We start from the raw sequence: 20,798 nt of genomic DNA, 5'->3' as shown, positions 1-20,798 counted from the left end.
CTCCAGCCGTTGCTCACTTCTTCTTGCCGCGCTTCTCGCGCACCCGCACGGAGATGTGGATCGGCGTGCCCTCGAAGCCGAACTCCTCCCGCAGCCGGCGCTCGATGAAGCGCCGGTAGCCGGCCTCGATGAAGCCGGAGGCGAACAGCACGAACCGCGGCGGCTTGGTGCCGGCCTGGGTGCCGAAGAGGATGCGCGGCTGCTTGCCGCCCCGGATCGGGTGCGGGTGGGCCGAGACCAGCTCGCCGAGGAAGGCGTTCAGCCGGCCCGTGGGGACACGGGTCTCCCAGCCGGCCAGAGCCGTCTCGATCGCGGGGACCAGCTTCTCCATGTGCCGTCCGGTGCGCGCCGAGACGTTCACCCGGGGCGCCCACGCCACCTGGCCGAGCTCGGTCTCGATCTCCCGCTCCAGGTAGTAGCGGCGCTCCTCGTCGAGGGTGTCCCACTTGTTGAACGCCAGGACGACCGCGCGGCCGGCCTCGACGGCCATGGTGACGATGCGCTGGTCCTGGACCGAGATGGTCTCGGAGGCGTCGATCAGGATGACCGCCACCTCGGCCTTCTCGACGGCGGCCGCGGTGCGCAGCGAGGCGTAGTAGTCGGCGCCCTGCTGAAGGTGGACCCGCTTGCGGATGCCCGCCGTGTCGACGAACTTCCAGGTGACACCGCCGAGTTCGATCAACTCGTCGACCGGGTCGCGGGTGGTGCCGGCCAGCTCGTTGACGACGACGCGCTCCTCGCCGGCCACCTTGTTCAGCAGCGAGGACTTGCCGACGTTGGGACGGCCGATGAGCGCGATACGACGCGGCCCGCCGACCGCCGTGCCGAAGGTCTGCTCGGGCGCCTCGGGCAGCGCCTCCAGGACGGCGTCCAGCATGTCGCCGGTGCCGCGGCCGTGCAGCGCGGAGACCGGGTGCGGCTCGCCCAGGCCCAGGTTCCACAGGTAGGCCGCGTCCGCCTCGCCGCTGGGGCCGTCGACCTTGTTGGCGCACAGCACGACGGGCTTGCCGGCCTTGCGCAGCAGGCGTACGACCGCCTCGTCGGTGTCGGTGGCGCCGACCTTGGCGTCGACGACGAAGACGACGGCGTCTGCGGCCTCGATCGCGTACTCGGCCTGCGCGGCCACGGAGGCGTCGATGCCGAGGACGTCCTGCTCCCAGCCGCCGGTGTCGACGACCTTGAAGCGGCGGCCCGCCCACTCGGCCTCGTAGGTGACGCGGTCGCGGGTGACGCCGGGCTTGTCCTCGACGACGGCCTCGCGGCGCCCGATGATGCGGTTCACGAGGGTCGACTTGCCGACATTGGGCCGGCCGACGACGGCCAGCACGGGCAACGGGCCGTGACCGGCCGCCTCGATGGCGCCCTCGACGTCCTCGAGGTCGAAGCCCTCTTCCGCGGCGAGCTCCATGAACTCCGCGTACTCGGCGTCGCCGAGCGCCCCGTGATCGTGCTCGAACCCGTCCGAGCCCTCGGGCTGGATGTGGTCGTTCATGAAGTCCGTACCTCGTCGTTCCTTCGTGGTGGTCGGTGGAGCATCCGTTGTCCCCGGATTGATCCACTACTCAGTGTCGCCCAGCGCCCGATCGGACGCCCTGCGTTTTCCGTCCGCTATCCCGCCGCCGTCAGCCGGCCGGTGAGCCGTCTGGCGTGGTCCAGGTGTGCGGCCAATTGCTTCTGGATGCGCTCGGTCGCCTCGTCGAGCGCCTTGCGTGTACGCCGTCCGCTGCCGTCGCCCGCCTCGAAGGGGTCGCCGAAGACGACGTCGACGCGGGAGCGCAGCGGGGGCAGCCCCTTCATCAACCGTCCGCGCCGCTCGGAACTTCCCAGCACGGCGACGGGGACGATCGGCGCCCCGCTGCGCACGGCGAAGTAGGCGAGCCCGGCACGCAGGGAGGCGAAGTCGCCCTCGCCGCGGGTGCCCTCCGGGAAGATCCCGAGGACGCCGCCGCTCTCCAGCACGCCCAGCGCCCGCGTGATCGCCGTGCGGTCGGTGCTCTCGCGGTCCACCTTCAGCTGGCCGATGCCGGTCAGGAAGGGGTCGAGGAGGCCGACGAAGGCCTCCTTCTTGATCAGGAAGTGCGTCGGCCGAGGCGCCACGCCCATGACCATCGGCCCGTCGATGTTGTGGGAGTGGTTCACCGCGAAGATCACCGGACCGCTCGCCGGGACCCTCCAGGCGCCCAGCACCCGCGGGCGCCACAGCCCGTACATCAGGCCGACGCCGATGCGCCGCCCGATCTCGGCACCCCTCTCGGAGGGCAGCTCGCTCACCGCGCGGCCCGCTTCTCCTCGACGAGGGTGACCACGCACTCGATGACCTGGGCGAGGGTCAGCTCGGTGGTGTCCACCTCGACGGCGTCGTCCGCCTTGGCGAGGGGGGAGGTCTTGCGGGAGGAGTCGGCCGCGTCCCGCTTGATCAGCGCCTCGCGGGTCGAGTGCACGTCCGCGCCCTTCAGCTCGCCGCTGCGGCGGGCGGCGCGGGCCTCCGGGGAGGCGGTGAGGAAGATCTTCAGATCGGCGTCCGGCAGCACCGTCGTCCCGATGTCACGCCCCTCGACAACGATCCCCTTCTCGGCGGAGGCCGCCAGCGAACGCTGCAACTCCGTGATCCGGGCGCGCACGTCCGGCACCGCGCTGACCGCGCTGACCTGGGAGGTCACCTCCTGCGTGCGGATCGGCCCGGCCACGTCGACGCCGTCGACCGTGATCGTCGGGTTCGCCGGGTCGGTGCCCGAGACGATCTCCGGCTTGCCCGCGACGGCGGCGATCGCCGTGGGGTCCTCGATGTCGATCCCGTTGTTCACCATCCACCACGTGATCGCCCGGTACTGCGCCCCGGTGTCCAGGTAGCTCAGGCCGAGCTGCGCGGCCACGGCCTTGGACGTGCTCGACTTGCCCGTGCCGGAGGGGCCGTCGATGGCGACAATCACGGGCTGGGCGGCGCCGTTTTCCACGGAGGGACACCTTCCTGGTGCGAGGTGGTGGGCTGCGGGGCGACACTGTGCCCCGCACAAGGTTACTGGGTGCGGGTCACTCGTCCGGCCGCACAGGGGGTGCGGGCTCGACGCCGGTCCGGGTGATCCGGCCCCTGCAGCGCTCCAGGACACGGCCCGTCCGGGGCCGGAGCGAGGGTCCCGGGCGGCGGCCCCGGAAGGTGAGGGACCGGGCCCTACTGGCGGAGCGCCCACCCTCGCTCGCGCAAGGCGGCCGACAGCACGGGCGCGCTCTTCGGCTCGACCATCAACTGCACCAGACCCGCCTGCCGCCCCGCCGCGTGCTCGATGCGCACGTCCTCGATGTTGACCCCCGCCAGCCCGGCGTCGGCGAAGATGCGGGCGAGCTGGCCCGGCTGGTCGTCGATCAGCACCGCGACGACCTCGTACACCCGCGGAGCGGACCCGTGCTTGCCGGGGACGCGGACCTGACCGGCGTTGCCGCGCCGCAGGACGTGCTCGATGCCGTCGGCCCCCTCACGGCGCTTGTCCTCGTCGGAGGACTGCAGCGCCCGCAGCGCCCGGACGGTCTCCTCCAGGTCGCCGGCGACATCGGTGAGCAGGTCGGCGACCGGCCCGGGGTTCGCCGAGAGGATGTCGATCCACATCCGGGGGTCGGACGCGGCGATCCGGGTCACGTCCCGGATGCCCTGTCCGCACAGCCGTACGGCCGCCTCGTCGGCGCCCTCCAGCCGGGCGGCGACCATGCTGGAGACGAGGTGGGGCATGTGGGAGACCAGGGCCACCGCCCGGTCGTGGGCGTCCGCGTCCATCACCACGGGAACCGCGCGGCAGTGCGAGACCAGCTCCAGGGCGAGGTTCAGCACCTCGGTGTCGGTGTCCCGGGTCGGCGTCAGCACCCACGGACGGCCCTCGAAGAGGTCGCCGGACGCGGCCAGCGGGCCGGACTTCTCCCGGCCCGACATGGGGTGCGTCCCCAGGTACGTCGACAGGTCCAGGCCCAGCGCCTCCAGCTCACGGCGCGGACCGCCCTTGACGCTGGCCACGTCGAGGTAGCCGCGGGCCGCTCCGCGGCGCATGACGTCGGCGAGCACGCCGGCGACGTGGGCGGGCGGTGCGGCGACGATCGCGACGTCGACCGGGCCGTCGGGCGCCTCGTCGGTGCCGGCGCCCAGCGCGGCCGCCGTACGGGCCTGCTCGGGGTCGCGGTCCTCGAGGTGGACGACGACGCCGCGCTGGGCGAGGGCCAGGGCGGCGGAGGTGCCGATGAGCCCGGTTCCGATGACGAGTGCGGTCCTCACTGGGCGATGTCCTTGCGCAGGGCGGCGGCGGCGCCGAGGTAGATGTGGTTGATGTCCGCTCGGGGCTTGTCGGACTCGATGTGGGCGAGGACGCGCACGACCCGCGGCATGGCGCCCCGGACGTCGAGTTCCTGGGCGCAGATCAGCGGGACGTCGACGATGCCGAGCTTGCGGGCGGCGGCCGCCGGGAAGTCGCTGTGCAGGTCGGGCGTGGCCGTGAACCAGATGCTGATCAGGTCGTCGGCGGTGAGCGAGTTCCGCTCCATGATGGCGGTGAGCAGGGCTCCGACCTGCTCGTCCATGTGGCCGGCCTCGTCCCGCTCCAGCTGGACCGCCCCCCGGACCGCTCGTACCGCCACGGCACCGCTCCTTGCTCCCGTACGTATCGGCTCTTCGTTCGTCCAGCGTAGTCAGCCCGGGCGGGCCCGGTGCGCGGCGCCCGCCCGCTGAGACACCGGCCGGTCCGCACGCTCGGCTGTCAGACGTACGGAACGCACGTTTTCTGACGCTCTGCCCGATGTTGCTTCTTCTTCGGTGCCTTCAGTGGAAAGATGCTGCTGCTCCGTTCGGAGCACCTCCTCTCCTGCCTTCCGCACCTTCGGAGTGACGACATGAACCACCCCGCCTCGCGCCGTACGGTCCTGATGGCGACGGGCGCCGCGGCGCTCGCCGTCGGCTGTGCCGACGGCAACGGCGACAACGGCGACTCCGCGGCCGCGCCGCCGTCCCCCGCCGCGCCCGCCGCAGGGCAGCGACTGGCGAGCACGGCCGACATCCCCGTCGGGGGCGGCAAGGTCTTCGCGAAGGAGAAGATCGTCGTCACCCAGCCGGCGGAGGGCGACTTCAAGGCGTTCTCCGCGGTCTGCACCCATCAGGGCTGCACGGTCTCCACCGTCGCCGACGGCACCATCAACTGCGCCTGCCACCGCAGCAGCTTCCGCATCGACGACGGCGCGGTGACCGAGGGTCCGGCGACGAAGCCGCTGCCCGCCGAGCGGATCACGGTGCAGGGCGACACCATCACGCTGGCGTAGGCACGGGTCCCGGGGCGCTCAGAGGTCCCAGAGCGCCCCGAGTGTCACCAGTTCCCCGCTGTACTCGATCCGGTCCGCCCACTCCGTCGGCCACGCGTCGGCCCCCGCGTACGCGCCCGCGAAGGCGCCCGCCAGGCAGGCGACGGAGTCGGAGTCGCCGGAGGAGCAGGCGGCCCGGCGCAGCGCGGTGACCGGCTCGTCGGGGAAGAGCAGGAAGCACAGCAGCCCGGTCGCCAGGGCCTCCTCGGCGATCCACCCAGCCCCGGTGGCCAGGCACGGGTCCGTCTCCGGCGAGGGAGCCCTCAGCGCCTCCCGGAGGCGGTCCAGGACGGCCAGGCAGTCGTCCCAGCCGCGCGCGATGAAGTGTTCGGGCGTCGGATCCTGGCTGCGGGTCCACAGGTCCCCGAGCCAGCGCTCGTGGTAGCGGGCGCGGTTGTCGAGGGCGTACGAGCGCAGCAGCCCGACCAGGCCCGTCGGCTCCGCGCCCTGCGCGAGCAGGCGTACGGCGTGGGCCGTGAGGTCGGAGGCGGCGAGCGCGGTGGGGTGGCCGTGGGTGAGGGCGGCCTGGAGCTGGGCGGCACCGGCCCGCTGCTCGTCGCTGAGGCCGGGCGCGAGACCGAGGGGGGCGACGCGCATGTTGGCACCGCAGCCCTTGGAGCCGATCTGGCTGGCGTCCTGCCAGAGGCGCCTCTCGTCCTTCAGCAGGTTGCAGGCGGTCAGGCAGGTCCGGCCCGGGGCCCGGTTGTTCTCGGGCGACTGGTACCAGTCGACGAACTCCTCGCGCAGCGGCCGCTCGAGACGCGACGGCACGAGCAGCCCCCGGTCCATGGCGGTACGCAGGGCCCGTCCCACCGCGAGCGCCATCTGGGTGTCGTCGGAGACGAAGGCGCGCTCCGGCAGCCGCATCTCGCGCCACGGCCCGCACTTGGCGAGGATGGACGGAACGTCGTCGAACTCGGTCGGGAACCCGAGCGCGTCCCCCAGTGCGAGGCCCACCAGGGCTCCGGTGGCGGCGCGCTTCCTGACGGTGGTGGTGGTCATGCGGAACGTCCTTCCCGGGGCGGTCGCAGCAGCGGCGGGTGGAGGGTGGTGGCGGTGCCCGCGCGGTAGAGGGCGGCCGGCTTGCCGCGGCCGCCGGTCAGACGCGCGGCGCCGCCGGGTACGGGCTCGACGAAGCCCGGTGTGGCGAGGACCTTGCGGCGGAAGTTGGGGCGGTCCAGGCCCGTGCCCCAGACCGTCTCGTAGACCTGCTGCAGCTCGCCGAGGGTGAACTCGGGCGGGCAGAAGGCGGTGGCGAGGCAGGTGTACTCGAGCTTGGCGCCGACGCGTTCGTGGGCGTCGGCCAGGATCCGGTCGTGGTCGAAGGCGAGCGGCCGGACGTCGTCGTACGGCATCCAGCGCGCCTGGGCCGCGTCGCCGCCGCCGTGCGGTTCGGGCGCGTCGGGCAGCAGCGCGGCGAAGGCGACGGACACCACCCGCATCCGGGGGTCGCGGTCGGGCTCGCTGTAGGTGCGCAGCTGTTCCAGGTGCAGCCCGGAGACGTCCTCCAGGCCGGTCTCCTCGGCGAGTTCGCGCCGGGCCGCCGTCTCGGCGGACTCGTCCGGCAGCAGGAAACCGCCGGGCAGCGCCCACCGGCCGGCGTACGGCTCCTGCCCGCGCTCGACGAGCAGGACGTGCAGCGCGCCCGAGCGCAGGGTGAGGACGGCGAGGTCGACGGTGACGGCGAAGGGCTCGAAGGCGTACTTGTCGTAGCCCTGCATCCACCCACCTCCTTAATGGTCGTATCGACTATAAACAGGGCGGGTGTCCTGGCACAAGAAAGCGGCCGGTTCCGGAGGAAATCCGGAACCGGCCGCCACCCGTGGCGTCGGGACTACAGGTCGACTTCCTTCATCAGCATGCCGACCTCGGTGTTCGACAGCCGCCGCAGCCAGCCAGACTTCTGGTCGCCCAGGGTGATCGGGCCGAAGGCCGTCCGCACCAGCTTCTCGACCGGGAAGCCGGCCTCCGCCAGCATGCGGCGCACGATGTGCTTGCGGCCCTCGTGCAGGGTGACCTCGACGAGGTAGTTCTTGCCGGTCTGCTCGACGACCCGGAAGTGGTCCGCGCGCGCGTAGCCGTCCTCCAGCTGGATGCCGTCCTTGAGCTTCTTGCCCAGGTCGCGCGGGATGGGGCCCACGATGGCGGCGAGGTAGGTCTTCTTCACGCCGTACTTGGGGTGGGTCAGCCGGTGCGCCAGCTCGCCGTGGTTGGTGAGCAGGATGACGCCCTCGGTCTCGGTGTCCAGCCGCCCGACGTGGAACAGCCGGGTCTCGCGGTTGGTGACGTAGTCACCGAGGCACTGCCGCCCCTCCGGGTCCTCCATGGTCGACACGACACCGGCGGGCTTGTTCAGCGAGAAGAACTGGTACGACTGCGTGGCGACCGTCAGGCCGTCGACCTTGACCTCGTCCTTCTCCGGGTCGACGCGCTTGCCCTGCTCCAGGACGACCTCGCCGTTGACCTCGACGCGCGCCTGCTCGATCAGCTCCTCGCAGGCGCGCCGGGATCCGTAGCCCGCGCGCGCGAGGACCTTCTGCAGCCGCTCGCCCTCCTGCTCGGCGCCCGGGAAGGTCTTGGGCAGCTTGATGTCCTTCTTGCCCGCGTACCGCTCGCGGTTGCGCTCCTCGGCGCGCGCGTCGTACTCCCGGGACCGTGCCGGCGCCGAACGCCCGCGCTGCGGCTGGGGCTTCTTCGGGCCGCCCTTGGCGCCGCCGCGGGCCGCGCCGCCGCGCCCCGACTTGGGGCCGTCCGGGGACGCGCCGGGGCCCACGTCGTAGCGGCGCTCCTCGGGGCGGGGCTTGCGGGGACGGCCCTGACCCTGGCCCTGCTTCTGGTCCCTGTTGTTGCCGGCCCCGCGGTGGTTACCGCGCCCGCCGCTCTTGCCGCTACCGCTGCTTCGCATCAAAGTTCCGTCGTCGTCGTGTTCGTCGTGGGACCGTCGTCCGCTGCCGGGGCCTCCGTGTCCGGGGCGTCCGGATCGAACGACGGTACGCCTTCCTGGGTCTCGGCCTCGATCGCCTCCGCCTCGGGCAGGAAGGGCGCGAGCTCCGGGAGCTCGTCCAGACCGCGCAGGCCCATCCGCTCCAGGAAGTAGTTCGTCGTCCTGTACAGGATCGCACCTGTTTCGGGTTCCGTGCCCGCCTCCTCGACCAGACCGCGCTGCAGGAGGGTGCGCATCACGCCGTCGCAGTTCACTCCGCGTACGGCGGAGACGCGGCTGCGGCTGACCGGCTGGCGGTAGGCGACGACCGCCAGGGTCTCCAGCGCCGCCTGCGTGAGGCGGGCCTGCTGCCCGTCCAGGACGTAGCGCTCGACGGCGGGCGCGTACTCGGCCCGGGTGTAGAACCGCCAGCCGCCCGCGACGAACCGCAGCTCGAAGCCGCGCCGCTGCACGGTGTACTCGTCGGCGAGCTCCCGCAGCGCGTCCGCGACCTGCCGGCGCGGCCGGTCCACGATCTTCGCGAGGTGCTCCTCGGTCGCGGGCTCGTCCACCACCATCAGGACGGCCTCCAGCGCGGGCTTGAGGTCGAGGCCGGCGACGGTGCGCAGCCCGGCCGGGACCTCGGCCATCTCCTCGCTCACGGCTTCCTCTCCTCCTTCGGCTCCTCCGGCGGCCGGTCGAACTCGTCGGTCACCCTCGGCGTCTCCTCCCCGTCCCCGCCCGTCCAGCGCACGAGCAGCTCCCCGAGCGCGGTCTCCTGGTCGAGCGCGACGGCCTTCTCCCGGTACAGCTCCAGCAGGGCCAGGAAACGGGCCACGACGGTCAGGGTGTCGTCGGTGTCCTCCACGAGCGTGCGGAAGCTGGCCTCCCCGAGCGCGCGCAGCCGCGCGACCACGATCCCGGCCTGCTCCTGCACACTCACCAGCGGCGCGTGGATGTGGTCGACGTACACCTGCGGCTTGGGTTTCGGCTGCATCGCCTTGACCGCGAGCTTCGCGAAACCCTCCGCGCCGATGCTGATCACCACCTCGGGCAGCAGCTCCGCGTGGTGCGGTTCGAGGCCGACGGTACGGGGGTAGCGGCGGGCCTCCTCGACCAGCTTGGCGTTGAAGATGTCGGCGACCTGTTTGTAGGCGCGGTACTGCAGAAGCCGGGCGAACAGCAGGTCCCGGGCCTCCAGCAGTGCCAGGTCCGCCTCGTCCTCGACCTCCGCGGCGGGCAGCAGGCGGGCCGCCTTCAGGTCGAGCAGGGTCGCGGCCACGACCAGGAACTCCGTCGTCTGGTCCAGGTCCCAGTCCGGGCCCATGGCCCGGATGTGCGCCATGAACTCGTCGGTCACCTTCGACAGAGCGACCTCGGTGACGTCCAGCTTGTGCTTGGAGATCAGCTGGAGGAGCAGGTCGAAGGGACCCTCGAAGTTGGCGAGCCGGACCTTGAAGACGCCGTCGGAGGGTGCCGCGTCCGGTCGCGGCACGACGGCCCCGGCTTCGGCCTCCGCATTCGCTACGACGGCCCCGGACCCGCCCCCCGCGTCCGCGACAACGACCTCGGGCCCGCGCTCCGCCGCCCGCTCGACGGCCCCGGGCTCGGCCTGCGCCGACGATGCGGCGGCATCGGACTCGGACTCCGCCGCCCGTGCAGCCTCCGGCTCGCCCCGCGCTGCCCGCTCCTCGAACGCCTCGGCTTCCGGCACGGGGTCCACCACCGACAGACCGGCCCCGGGCTCGGCCTGCGCCGACGATGCGGCGGCATCGGGGGCGAGGTCCGCCGCCGATGCGGTGGCCTCGGGCCCGGCTGGTGCCGCCCGCTCGACCGCCCCGGAATGGGGCTCGGGCTTCGGCAGGTCCTCGTGCCGCGGCGGCTCAACCGGCGCCGCGGGTGCGACGGCCGGCGCGACGGGTGCGACCGGCGCGGCCCCTGGTCCCCGTCCCAGTGCACGCCGACGACCGGCGGGGGCGCCGGAGCCGGGGGCGGGAACGTCGTTCGAGGTCATGGCCCCCGCAGGCTACCGCTACCGCCCGCGCAGCCGCCGTACGAGGATGCTGGCGTCCCCGCGGGTCTCCAGGTCGGCGAGGACGACGGCGACCGCCTCGCGCACGATGCGGCCCCGGTCGACGGCGAGCCCGTGCTCGCCGCGGAGCACCAGACGCGCGTGCTCGAGGTCCATCAGCTCCTCGGCGGACACGTACACCGTGATCTTCTCGTCGTGGCGCTCCCGGCCGCTGGGCCGGCGCGTCGACGACCGCCCGCGCTTGCGCGGCTGGGCGGCGGCTGCGGCACCGGCGGCGGGCGCGGCAGAACCTTCCTGCGCCCCCTGGCGCCGCGCGGGGCGCTCCGCGCCGGCGGCCCGGCTGCGGGACTCGCCGGCGTCGGCCTGCTCGGCGTCGGCCGCCACGTGTTCGGCGCCCTCGCCGTCACCGCCCTGCGCGGGCACGGCCTGCGGCGCGTCCTCGGCGGCGGCCGCCACCCCGTCGCTCTCCCCCGCGGGAGCGGGGACCCGGGCCTCACCGTTGGCCTGGCGCCGGGGGGCGGACGGCTGCAGCGCCGTTCCCCCTGTCGTGCGGAAGAGTTCGTCGGCCCCCGGCAGACTCACTCGGCGTGACACCGGGCGAGCACCTCCCTGGCGAGCTGGCGGTAGGCGGCGGCACCGACGGAGTTGGAGGCGTAGGTGGTGATCGGCTCACCGGCGACCGTGGTCTCCGGGAAGCGGACCGTGCGCCCGATGACCGTGTGGTAGACGTGGTCGTCGAACGCCTCGACGACACGCGCGAGCACCTCACGGCTGTGCACGGTGCGCGAGTCGTACATGGTCGCGAGGATCCCGTCGAGTTCCAGCTCCGGGTTGAGCCTCTCCTGGACCTTCTCGATGGTCTCGGTCAGCAGCGCCACACCGCGCAGGGCGAAGAACTCGCACTCCAGCGGCACGATCACCTTGTGGGCGGCCGTGAGGGCGTTGACCGTGAGCAGACCCAGCGAGGGCTGGCAGTCGATGACGATGTAGTCGTAGTCGTCCATCAGCGGCTTGAGCGCCCGCTGGAGGGTCGACTCGCGGGCGACCTCGCTGACCAGCTGGACCTCGGCCGCGGACAGGTCGATGTTGCTCGGCAGCAGGTCCATGTTGGGGACCGCCGTCTTCAGGAGCACCTCGTCCGCGGACATGCCCCGCTCCATGAGCAGGTTGTAGACGGTGAGGTCGAGCTCCATCGGGTTGACGCCCAGACCGACCGACAGCGCGCCCTGCGGGTCGAAGTCCACGAGCAGCACCCGGCGTCCGTACTCCGCGAGCGCGGCACCCAGGTTGATGGTCGACGTCGTCTTGCCGACGCCGCCCTTCTGGTTGCACATCGCGATGATCGTCGCGGGTCCGTGGTTCGTCAGCGGGCCCGGGATCGGGAAGTACGGAAGCGGGCGACCGGTCGGGCCGATGCGCTCCCGGCGCTGGCGGGCAGCGTCGGGCGCGAGCGTGGCCGCGTACTCCGGGTCGGGCTCGTACTCGGCGTCGGGGTCGTAGAAGTGCCCTTCGGGCAGTTCGTCGTAGTCGGCGAAGTGGTTGTGGGGCGCGCCACTTCCGTCGCCGGCCATGGCGTTCACGTGATGGCCATCCATGCTGTGGTGTGCTGGCTGAGCCATGTGGGGGCTTCTCTGGCTCTGATGGGCTGCGAAGGTTCGGACAGCGACGGAGCCGACAGCCTCGAGCCCCGTGGGGCCCGGGCCCCGCGTAGGCATTCCTGGTTGACCACCCCCGGGAGAAAATGTCGACTCATTCACAAGTCGTCTTACCTCCTTGGTGACCAGGAAACTTCTAGACAAGGTCAGCGTGGCACCATGCCGACGGTTGGCGACTCTATGGCGTGTCGGGCATCCGCAGCAACACAATCCGCCGGACCCGGCCCGATGTGTCGGCAATGAAACATCCCGCTGTCAAGGGCGTACGGCCGTCGCACAGCAGGTTTCACCGGTGTGCGAATCGGTCGAACGGTTACGTTCGAGGCGAGTTGACCGAGAGTCGCAAAGTGACCATACACACATCCGGCCGGACCTTGTCGGGCAAGGTCCGGCCGGATGTGCGCGGTTGACGCGTCAAGTTGACGTATCGCCTTTACGAAAAGGTGACTTGTTGCCGGGCTCAGCCGAGCAGCGACTCGAGCTCCACGTGCTCCAGACCGTGCGCCTCGGCGACCTCGCGGTAAACGACCTTGCCGTCATGGGTGTTGAGGCCCTTGGCCAGCGCGGGGTCGCGGCGCAGCGCCTCGACCCAGCCCCGGTTCGCCAGCTCGACGATGTAGGGCAGCGTCGCGTTGGTGAGCGCGTAGGTGGAGGTGTTGGGCACCGCGCCGGGCATGTTGGCGACGCAGTAGAAGACCGACTCGTGGACCTTGAAGGTCGGCTCGGCGTGGGTGGTGGGGTGGGAGTCCTCGAAGCAGCCGCCCTGGTCGATCGCGATGTCGACAAGGACACTTCCCGGCTTCATCCGGGAGACCAGCTCGTTGGTGACCAGCTTCGGGGCCTTGGCGCCCGGGATGAGGACGGCGCCGATGACGAGGTCGGCCTCGAGGCAGGCCTTCTCCAGCTCGAAGGAGTTGGAGACGACCGTCTGGATCTTCGTACCGAAGATCTTGTCGGCCTCCTTGAGCTTGTTGATGTCCTTGTCGAGCAGGGTCACGTGGAAGCCCATGCCGATGGCGATCTGGGCGGCGTTCCAGCCGGAGACGCCACCGCCGATGACGACGGCCCGGCCGGCCAGCACGCCGGGCACACCGCCGGGCAGCACACCGCGGCCGCCGTTGGCGGCCATCAGGTGGTAGGCGCCGACCTGGGGGGCGAGCCGGCCCGCGACCTCGGACATCGGGGCGAGCAGCGGCAGTGCGCGGTTCGGCAGCTCGACCGTCTCGTAGGCGATCGCCGTGGTGCCGGACTCCAGGAGGGCGTCCGTGCACTCCTTGGAGGCGGCCAGGTGCAGGTAGGTGAAGAGCGTCTGGTCCTTGCGGAGGCGGTGGTACTCCTCGGCGATGGGCTCCTTGACCTTCAGCAGCAGGTCGGCGGCGGCCCAGACCTCGTCGGCGGTCGCCAGGATCTCGGCGCCGGCGGCCACGTACTCCTCGTCCGGGATCGACGAGCCGAGGCCGGCACCCTGCTCGACGACGACCTGGTGGCCGTGGCGCACCAGCTCGTGCACACCGGCGGGGGTGATGGCCACCCGGAACTCGTTGTTCTTGACCTCGCGGGGGATGCCGACCTTCACGTCGATCACGGTCCTTGGCTCAGAGGGTGTAGGGCATAGCAAGAGATACCCGGATGCAACGGACGCACCGGGATACACCGCAGGAGAACGAGCGGCAGAGCCAGTCTAATGAAGGTGTTCCCGGTGTCTAGCCTTCCAATGCATCAATCTTCTGCGGATGTACTGCGGATTTCGCAGGTGTTAGCGCCTTGTTCCGGCCCTGGATCAGCCTCCGGGGCCTCTTCTCCCAGGATGCGCTCGGCGGCGCCGCGGTGCAGGCGGGCGGCCACCGGATCGCCGAGGTGCTCCAGGATGTCGGCCACCCTGAGCTGAAGCGCGGCCTGCAGCCGCGAGTCCTGCGCGCGCCGCGCCCACTCCACCGCCTCCTGGCAGGTGCGCAACGACTCCTCGAACCGGCCCGCGTACTCCTGGACGCGCCCCAGCTCGCTCAACGCCCGCGCGTACGCGCCGACATCGCCGTTCTTGCGGTACCCGGCCGCCGCGGCCCGCCAGGACCGCTGCGCCTCGCCGTAGCGCCCCGCGTAGGTGTGCGCCGCGGCGATCCGGCCGTACAGCCGGGCGGCGTCCGCGCGCTCCTCCCGGGCCAGCCGCTGGGCGAGGGCCCGGCCGAACCAGTCGGCGGCGCGCTCGTAGTCCCCGAGCTCCAGATGCGCACCACCTACGGATTCCATCGCGCGGCCGGTCGCATACGGATCGTTCGCCTCGCGTCCGGCGTCCAGCGCGGCCCGGTACCGCGCCAGCGCCTCCGTCGTCCGCCCGGTCCGGGCGTCCACGTCGGCCAGGTTCAGCAGGGCGGCGGCCTTCTCACGGGGCAGGTTCCGCCGCTCGGCCACGTCCAGGACGAGCTGGTGGACGCCGTACAGGTCGGGCGCGGCCCCCTGGGTGCCCAAGTGCGCGACCATCGCCCTGACCAGCTGGGACATCAGGCGCCTGGCCAGGGTGTCCAGCTCGCCGTCGGCGACCGCGAGGCGGGCCGAGGCGAGCAGGGCGGGCCGGCGGACGCGCAGCCAGTCGGCGGCCGCGCGCGGGCTGGAGAAGCGCAGGGCCCGGGGCATGCCCTGGAGCTTTTCCCGGGCCTGCGGATTGTCCGTCTCGGTGATCGCCCGGCAGGACTGCAGCAGCCGTACCGTCCGCTCCAGCATGCGGGCCCGGGCCAGCTGGAGCTCGCCCGGGCGTTCGTGGGCCTCGGCGGCCGCGCACAGCAGCGGGTGCAGGCAGCCGGGGATCTCGTACTGGTGCAGCGGCGAGTCCACGGCTCGCAGCAGGCCGAGGCGGACGAAGTCGTCCAGGGTGGTGCGGGCGGCGCCGATCGAGCAGCCGGCGAGCGCGGAGGCCGTGTGCGGGTCGACCAGGCCGGCGGGGGCGAGGCTGAGCAGTCGCAGTATCCGGGCGGCGGCCGAGGGCAGCCCGGCGTGCACGAGCCGGAACACGCGGCTGAGCGGGGTTCCCTCGTCGCCCTCGGCGTTGAGCTGCTTGGCGAGGTCGGCGACGGCCGCCTGGGGGCGGGCGGCGAGCCAGCCGCCCGCGAGGACGAGCGCCGCGGGCTGGCCCTGGCAGGCCTCGACGAGCCCCTCGGCGGCGCGCGGGTCGACGGTGACGCGCACGGAACCGGTGGAGCGGGTGAGCAGGTCGAGCGCGGACTTGGTGTCCAGGCCGCCGAGCGTGCAGGGGCGCACGTCGGAGATCCCCGTGAGGGGGCCCGCTGAGACGGCGACGACCAGGCACTCCGGAGTGTCCGGGAGCAGCGCGTCGACCTGCTCGGCGCCCGCCGCGTCATCGAGGAGGAGCAGCGCGCGCCGCTCGGCGAGGGCTTCGCGCAGAGTGGCCGAAAGTTCGTCTTCACAAGCGCCCGGCGGGATGGGCAGACCGAGGGCGCCGAGCAGCTCGCGGGCGGCGCGCTCGGTGGGTACGGGGGTGCCGTCCGGCTCGGCTAGGCGGGCGCGCAGCACTCCGTCCCGATATTCGCCGGCGATCCGCCGGACCAGTTCCTCGGCGAGAGCCGTACGCCCCGAGCCGGGCCGGCCGGCGATGAGCAGCACGCGCGCGCGGGGTGCCTTCCTCCCCGCCAGCGTGTCCAGCCCCGCGCGCTCGATGTCCGCGCGCAGCTCCTTCAACTCCCGGGCGCGGCCCAGGAAATGGCCCTCCGTCGCAGCGTGTCCCGACAGCTCCACGCCGCCTGTGTCCACTGCCTGATCCGTCACGGGCCACACTCCCGTCCCACCGCACGCGCAAGCCCGCCGGGACTCCGGAGCGGGCGCTTCCCGAGCCTAGTTCACGCTCTGCGACGTTCCGGGACGAGCCGTGCGGTGGCGTCGCCCGATCGGATCAGGCGATCGTCACACCGGACGGTGGTATCGGGCGCGGCGAGGGTTCCCCGGCGATCACGCCTCGAACGGACGCGCCGGCCACGGTGCCTGCGCCGGCCGCAGTGCGTCGAGCCCGTCGCCGGCGCGCGCGGCGACCAGGGAGAGGACGCCCACGACGAGGCAGTTGTTGTGCAGGTCGCCCGCGAGCACACCCCGGACGAGCTCGTCGACCGGCACGCGCGCGTGCTCCATGTCGGCCTCCTCGTCCTCGACCACGAAGCGCTCCCCGTCCGCCTCGGACAGGTTCCGGGCCAGGAAGATCCGCACCGCCTCGTCGCAGCCGCCCGGTGTCGTGTAGACGTCGGTGAGGACCCGCCAGTCCTCCGCCTTGACGTGCGCCTCCTCGTACAGCTCGCGCTGGGCGGCGTGCAGCGGGTTCTCGCCGGGCACGTCGAGCAGGCCGGCCGGGATCTCCCACAGCTTCTGCCGCACGGGGTGGCGGTACTGCTTGATGAGCAGGACGCGGTCCTCCTCGTCGAGGGCGAGGACGGCCACGGAGCCCGGGTGGACCTGGTAGTCCCTGCGGACCACCGCCCCGCCGGGCATGACCACCTCGTCCGTGCGGACGGAGGTCTTGTTGCCCACGAAGGGGGTCTCCGTCGCCCGGATCTCCCACGCCTCGGGGGTGTCCTTGATCGTCATGCCCTGTCCTTCCACACGTGCAGGAAATGACCGGCCCCCCGCGGCGAGAGGACCGGCCGGAAGAAAACCGGGGTGCCCACCTTTGAAGGTATGCACCCCGGCCACCGTACAACTGGTGTGTTACTTCGAATTCTTCCGCTCGACCGAGGCCTTCACGAGACCGGCGAACAGCGGGTGCGGACGCGTCGGCCGCGAGCGCAGCTCGGGGTGGGCCTGCGTGGCGACCAGGTAGGGATGGACGTCACGGGGGTACTCGACGTACTCGACGAGCTTGCCGTCCGGGGAGGTGCCGGAGAACTGGATGCCCGCCTTCTTCTCCAGCTCCGCGCGGTAGGCGTTGTTCACCTCGTACCGGTGACGGTGCCGCTCCTCGACGTACTCCTTGCCGTCGTACACCTCGCGCACGATCGAGCCCTCGGCCAGCTTGGCCGGGTACATGCCCAGGCGCATGGTTCCGCCCATGTCGCCCTCGCCGGCGACGATGTCGAGCTGCTCGGCCATGGTGGAGATCACCGGGTGGGCGGTGGCCGGGTCGAACTCGGTGGAGTTGGCGTCCGCGATGTCGGCGAGGTTGCGGGCGGCCTCGATCACGATGCACTGCAGACCGAGGCAGAGGCCGAGCAGCGGGATCTTGTTCTCGCGGGCGTAGCGGATGGCGCCGACCTTGCCGAGCACACCGCGGTCGCCGAAGCCGCCGGGGATGCAGATGCCGTCCACGTCGGCGAGCTGGGCCTTGGCGCCGGCCGGGGTCTTGCAGTCGTCCGAGGTGACCCACTTGATCTTCACGCGGGCCTTGTTGGCGAAGCCGCCCGCGCGCAGCGCCTCGGTGACCGACAGGTAGGCGTCGGGCAGGTCGATGTACTTGCCGACCAGGGCGAGGGTGATCTCGTGGTCGGGGTTGTGGACGCGGTCGAGCAGGTCGTCCCAGGTCGTCCAGTCCACGTCACGGAAGGGCAGGTCCAGCTTGCGGACGACGTAGGCGTCCAGGCCCTCGCCGTGCACGGTCTTCGGGATGTCGTAGATCGAGCGGGCGTCGGGGCAGGCGACCACCGCGTCCTCGTCGACGTCGCACATCAGCGAGATCTTGCGCTTGATGGCGGTGGGCACCTCGCGGTCGCAGCGCAGCACGATCGCGTCCGGCTGGATACCGATGTTGCGCAGGGCGGCCACGGAGTGCTGGGTGGGCTTGGTCTTCAGCTCGCCCGACGGGCCGATGTAGGGAAGGAGGGAGATGTGCACCACGAAGACGTTGTCCCGGCCGACCTCGTGACGGACCTGGCGGACGGTCTCCAGGAACGGCAGCGACTCGATGTCGCCGACCGTGCCGCCGACCTCGGTGATCACGACGTCGACCTCGTCCGTCGCCATGCGGCGGATGCGATGCTTGATTTCGTTGGTGATGTGCGGGATGACCTGCACGGTGTCGCCCAGGTACTCGCCCCGGCGCTCCTTGGCGATCACCGTCGAGTAGATCTGACCGGTGGTGACGTTGGCGGAGCCGTCCAGGTCCCGGTCGAGGAAGCGCTCGTAGTGGCCGATGTCCAGGTCGGTCTCGGCGCCGTCGTTGGTGACGAACACCTCACCGTGCTGGAACGGGTTCATCGTGCCAGGGTCGACATTGAGATAGGGGTCGAGCTTCTGCATCACGACGCGCAGGCCCCGCGCCTTGAGCAGCATGCCGAGGCTGGAGGCCGTCAGACCCTTGCCGAGAGAGGAGGCGACACCCCCGGTGACGAAGATGTGCTTGGTCGTCGTGGATTTGGGCGGCATGGCCAAGAGGGGGCTCCCGTGGTCGCGGTCTGGGGGTGCGGTGCGGCTTCCGGAGGCTCTCACCAGCGGTTTCCACCGGAGATTTCCGGGGGTGCCGTCGCTGCGGTTCGGGGGTTTCGAGCCCACCGGTCCACGGGCTACCAGGGTATCAGCGCCTCGGGGAGATGGCTTCCGGCCACGCTCCGCACACAGCTCGACACGGGGCCTCTCGTGCACACTGGGTTCTCACCCGGTGCTCACCCGTTCGGCCCACCCGCGTTGCCCGGAGCGGCACGCAGATCATCTACGTGCGTCGTATCCTGCTCGGACACTCGCTGCCGAGCCCGGCCGGCCAACACGGCAACACCCCCGTCCGTATCCACCGGAACAACGAGAGCTCGTCAGTTCGTTGAGCAAGAATTGGCGTTTTGCCAACACGGCTGAGCGACTGCTTTGCTTCAAAGCTCAACGACCCAATACAACACCCCCTTGACCGCACCAAGCGACAGCCCCCCTGTGGGGTGACGTGGCCGTTCGACTGGAGTTGCACGTGGCCGGGCGCATCGAAGACTACGCACTCATCGGAGACATGCAGACCGCTGCACTGGTCTGCCGTGACGGGACAGTGGACTGGCTGTGCCTGCCCCGCTTCGACTCGCACGCGATCTTCGCCGGTCTGCTCGGCACCGAGGAGCACGGCTTCTGGCGCCTCGGCCCCGCCCACGCCCCCGACCAGCAGCCGCCCACCGCCGCCCGGCGCTCCTACCGCGGTGACTCGCTGATCCTGGAGTCCGAGTGGGACACCCCGCGCGGCACGGTCCGGGTGACCGACTTCATGCCCCCGCGTGACGGGGCCCCGCAGCTGATCCGCATCGTCGAGGGCGTCTCCGGCCGCGTTCCCATGCGCTCGGCCCTGCGGATGCGCTTCTCCTACGGCCGGGTCGTCCCCTGGGTGCACAAGCACGAGGGCCGCACGGTCGCCGTCGCGGGCCCCGACTCGGTGTGGTTCGACACGGACTGCGAGACCTACGGCAAGTCGCTGACGACGTACGCCGACTTCACGGTCGCCCCGGGCGACCGGATCGCCTTCACCGTCTCCTGGCAGCCCTCGCACAAGGAGCCGCCGCCCCTGCCGGAGCCGGAGCAGTCGCTCGAGGCGACGGAGGAGTTCTGGCGCGAGTGGGTCGAGCACTGTACGTACCACGGCCCCTACCGAGAGGCCGTCATCCGCTCACTGATCACGCTGAAGGCGCTGACCTACGCCCCCACCGGCGGGATCGTGGCCGCCCCGACGACCTCCCTGCCCGAGGACATCGGCGGCGTCCGCAACTGGGACTACCGCTACACCTGGCTGCGCGACGCCGCCATCACCCTGTCCTCCCTCCTGCGCACCGGCTACCGCGAAGAGGCCCGGGCCTGGCGCGAGTGGCTGCTGCGCGCGGTCGCCGGCGACCCGGAGAACCTGCAGATCATGTACGGCATCGCCGGTGAGCGCGAGCTCGGCGAGGCCGAGCTGGACTGGCTGCCCGGCTACGAGAACTCCGCCCCGGTCCGGGTCGGCAACGGCGCGGCGCACCAGCTCCAGCTCGACGTGTACGGCGAGGTCACCGAGGCCCTGCACCTGGGCCACATGACCGGCCTGGCCCGCAACGACTACGCCTCGCTGCTCCAGCTCAAGCTGATCCGGTACCTGGAGAAGCACTGGGACGAGCCGGACGAGGGCATCTGGGAGGTGCGCGGCCCGCGCCGTCACTTCGTGCACTCCAAGGTCATGGCCTGGGTCGCCGTCGACCGCACGATCAAGCTGATCGAGTCCGGTGACGCGGACGGCCCGCTGGAGCGGTGGCGCGAGCTGCGCGACGACATCCACCGGGACGTGTGCGAGAAGGGCTACGACAAGGAGCGCAACACCTTCACGCAGTCCTACGGCTCGAAGGAGCTGGACGCGTCCCTGCTGCTCATCCCGCAGATGGGCTTCCTGCCCCCGGACGACAAGCGCGTGATCGGCACCATCGAGGCGATCCAGCGGGAGCTGTCCACGCCGGACGGCTTCATCCTGCGCTACCCGACCCAGGGCGACCACGAGGGCGTCGACGGCCTCCCCGGCGACGAGGGCGCCTTCCTGGCATGCTCGTTCTGGATGGCGGACGACCTCGCGATGATCGGCCGCGTGGACGAGGCCCGCAAGCTCTTCGAGAAGCTGCTGTCCCTGCGCAACGACCTCGGCCTGCTCGCCGAGGAGTGGGACCCGCGCCTGCAGCGCCAGGTCGGCAACTTCCCGCAGGCCTTCAGCCACGTCCCGCTGATCGACACGGCCCTGCGTCTGACGGCGTCCGGCGCGTACGGCGGCTGAACAGGACCGGCTCGGCGCGCCCGCCAGGGGATGTCCGCGACGCCAGGGGGCTTCCGACGCCTACGGGTGTCCGCGGCGCCTAGATGAATGAGTCCGATGTCTTCAGTGGTCGTAGGCGATCAGCGATCGTTTGATCTTGGCGCCGGTGGTCCAGTTGTGCCAGATAGCGGCCGC

Annotated in this window: 18 protein-coding genes; 2 read left to right on the top strand and 16 right to left on the bottom strand. The window is 71.6% G+C overall.

All coding sequences use genetic code 11. The annotated features are described in order from the left end of the window. Nucleotides 1-13 precede the first annotated feature (13 nt). From der to aroH, 5 genes are all read right to left on the bottom strand, one after another. Nucleotides 14-1,492, bottom strand: coding sequence for a ribosome biogenesis GTPase Der (gene der / locus ACIHAR_RS19655; RefSeq protein ID WP_365469610.1), 1,479 nt, complete (start codon nucleotides 1,490-1,492; stop codon nucleotides 14-16). 116 nt (nucleotides 1,493-1,608) lie between these two features. Beyond that, nucleotides 1,609-2,271, bottom strand: coding sequence for a lysophospholipid acyltransferase family protein (locus ACIHAR_RS19650; protein ID WP_365469613.1), 663 nt, complete (start codon nucleotides 2,269-2,271; stop codon nucleotides 1,609-1,611). Continuing rightward, nucleotides 2,268-2,954 (bottom strand): (d)CMP kinase, encoded by a 687-nt coding sequence (cmk, locus tag ACIHAR_RS19645; protein ID WP_365469616.1) that lies wholly within the window; start codon nucleotides 2,952-2,954, stop codon nucleotides 2,268-2,270. Before cmk ends, ACIHAR_RS19650 begins: the two co-directional genes overlap by 4 nt. Before the next feature lie 215 nt (nucleotides 2,955-3,169). Then, the gene (locus ACIHAR_RS19640; protein ID WP_400020679.1) at nucleotides 3,170-4,255 is read right to left on the bottom strand and encodes a prephenate dehydrogenase; all 1,086 of its coding nucleotides are present in this window, start codon (nucleotides 4,253-4,255) and stop codon (nucleotides 3,170-3,172) included. After that, nucleotides 4,252-4,614 carry a chorismate mutase gene (gene aroH / locus ACIHAR_RS19635; protein ID WP_400020677.1) on the bottom strand — a complete coding sequence of 121 codons (363 nt, stop codon included), beginning with the start codon at nucleotides 4,612-4,614 and terminating at the stop codon, nucleotides 4,252-4,254. Before aroH ends, ACIHAR_RS19640 begins: the two co-directional genes overlap by 4 nt. A 252-nt stretch (nucleotides 4,615-4,866) precedes the next feature. Here aroH and ACIHAR_RS19630 point away from each other — a divergent pair, with 252 nt between their 5' ends. Further along, on the top strand, nucleotides 4,867-5,289 hold the full coding sequence (locus ACIHAR_RS19630; protein ID WP_400020675.1) for a Rieske (2Fe-2S) protein: 423 nt from the start codon (nucleotides 4,867-4,869) through the stop codon (nucleotides 5,287-5,289). Between the two features lie 18 nt (nucleotides 5,290-5,307). Here ACIHAR_RS19630 and ACIHAR_RS19625 read toward each other — a convergent pair whose 3' ends face one another. The 11 genes from ACIHAR_RS19625 to ACIHAR_RS19575 form a co-directional block, all read right to left on the bottom strand. Further along, nucleotides 5,308-6,330, bottom strand: coding sequence for an ADP-ribosylglycohydrolase family protein (locus tag ACIHAR_RS19625; RefSeq protein ID WP_365469625.1), 1,023 nt, complete (start codon nucleotides 6,328-6,330; stop codon nucleotides 5,308-5,310). Continuing rightward, nucleotides 6,327-7,049: an NUDIX domain-containing protein gene (locus ACIHAR_RS19620; RefSeq protein WP_365469628.1), complete on the bottom strand. Its 723-nt coding sequence runs from the start codon at nucleotides 7,047-7,049 to the stop codon at nucleotides 6,327-6,329. Before ACIHAR_RS19620 ends, ACIHAR_RS19625 begins: the two co-directional genes overlap by 4 nt. 113 nt (nucleotides 7,050-7,162) lie before the next feature. Then, entirely contained in the window at nucleotides 7,163-8,233 is a 1,071-nt protein-coding gene (locus ACIHAR_RS19615; protein ID WP_365469631.1) for a pseudouridine synthase, read from the bottom strand. After that, on the bottom strand, nucleotides 8,233-8,913 hold the full coding sequence (scpB, locus tag ACIHAR_RS19610) for an SMC-Scp complex subunit ScpB (RefSeq protein ID WP_388754172.1): 681 nt from the start codon (nucleotides 8,911-8,913) through the stop codon (nucleotides 8,233-8,235). The genes ACIHAR_RS19615 and scpB overlap by 1 nt, the downstream gene beginning before the upstream one ends. Continuing rightward, nucleotides 8,910-10,265, bottom strand: coding sequence for a segregation and condensation protein A (locus ACIHAR_RS19605; RefSeq protein WP_400020672.1), 1,356 nt, complete (start codon nucleotides 10,263-10,265; stop codon nucleotides 8,910-8,912). The genes scpB and ACIHAR_RS19605 overlap by 4 nt, the downstream gene beginning before the upstream one ends. An 18-nt stretch (nucleotides 10,266-10,283) precedes the next feature. Further along, complete coding sequence (locus ACIHAR_RS19600; RefSeq protein ID WP_365469640.1) at nucleotides 10,284-10,877, bottom strand: hypothetical protein; 594 nt, start codon at nucleotides 10,875-10,877, stop codon at nucleotides 10,284-10,286. Beyond that, nucleotides 10,862-11,998: a ParA family protein gene (locus ACIHAR_RS19595; RefSeq protein WP_365469643.1), complete on the bottom strand. Its 1,137-nt coding sequence runs from the start codon at nucleotides 11,996-11,998 to the stop codon at nucleotides 10,862-10,864. The genes ACIHAR_RS19600 and ACIHAR_RS19595 overlap by 16 nt, the downstream gene beginning before the upstream one ends. Before the next feature lie 400 nt (nucleotides 11,999-12,398). Next, nucleotides 12,399-13,523 carry an alanine dehydrogenase gene (gene ald / locus ACIHAR_RS19590; protein WP_365469646.1) on the bottom strand — a complete coding sequence of 375 codons (1,125 nt, stop codon included), beginning with the start codon at nucleotides 13,521-13,523 and terminating at the stop codon, nucleotides 12,399-12,401. Between the two features lie 134 nt (nucleotides 13,524-13,657). Beyond that, entirely contained in the window at nucleotides 13,658-15,715 is a 2,058-nt protein-coding gene (locus ACIHAR_RS19585; RefSeq protein WP_400020668.1) for a tetratricopeptide repeat protein, read from the bottom strand. A gap of 180 nt (nucleotides 15,716-15,895) precedes the next feature. Further along, nucleotides 15,896-16,522: an NUDIX hydrolase gene (locus ACIHAR_RS19580; protein WP_365469651.1), complete on the bottom strand. Its 627-nt coding sequence runs from the start codon at nucleotides 16,520-16,522 to the stop codon at nucleotides 15,896-15,898. Between the two features lie 120 nt (nucleotides 16,523-16,642). Next, on the bottom strand, nucleotides 16,643-18,292 hold the full coding sequence (locus ACIHAR_RS19575) for a CTP synthase (RefSeq protein ID WP_365469654.1): 1,650 nt from the start codon (nucleotides 18,290-18,292) through the stop codon (nucleotides 16,643-16,645). 529 nt (nucleotides 18,293-18,821) lie between these two features. Here ACIHAR_RS19575 and ACIHAR_RS19570 point away from each other — a divergent pair. Further along, nucleotides 18,822-20,624, top strand: coding sequence for a glycoside hydrolase family 15 protein (locus ACIHAR_RS19570; RefSeq protein WP_365469657.1), 1,803 nt, complete (start codon nucleotides 18,822-18,824; stop codon nucleotides 20,622-20,624). Nucleotides 20,625-20,798 lie beyond the last annotated feature (174 nt).

This window comes from Streptomyces sp. NPDC052016 (assembly GCF_044548445.1).
Taxonomy (GTDB): domain Bacteria; phylum Actinomycetota; class Actinomycetes; order Streptomycetales; family Streptomycetaceae; genus Streptomyces.
This window is presented reverse-complemented; position numbering and strand designations above follow the sequence as displayed.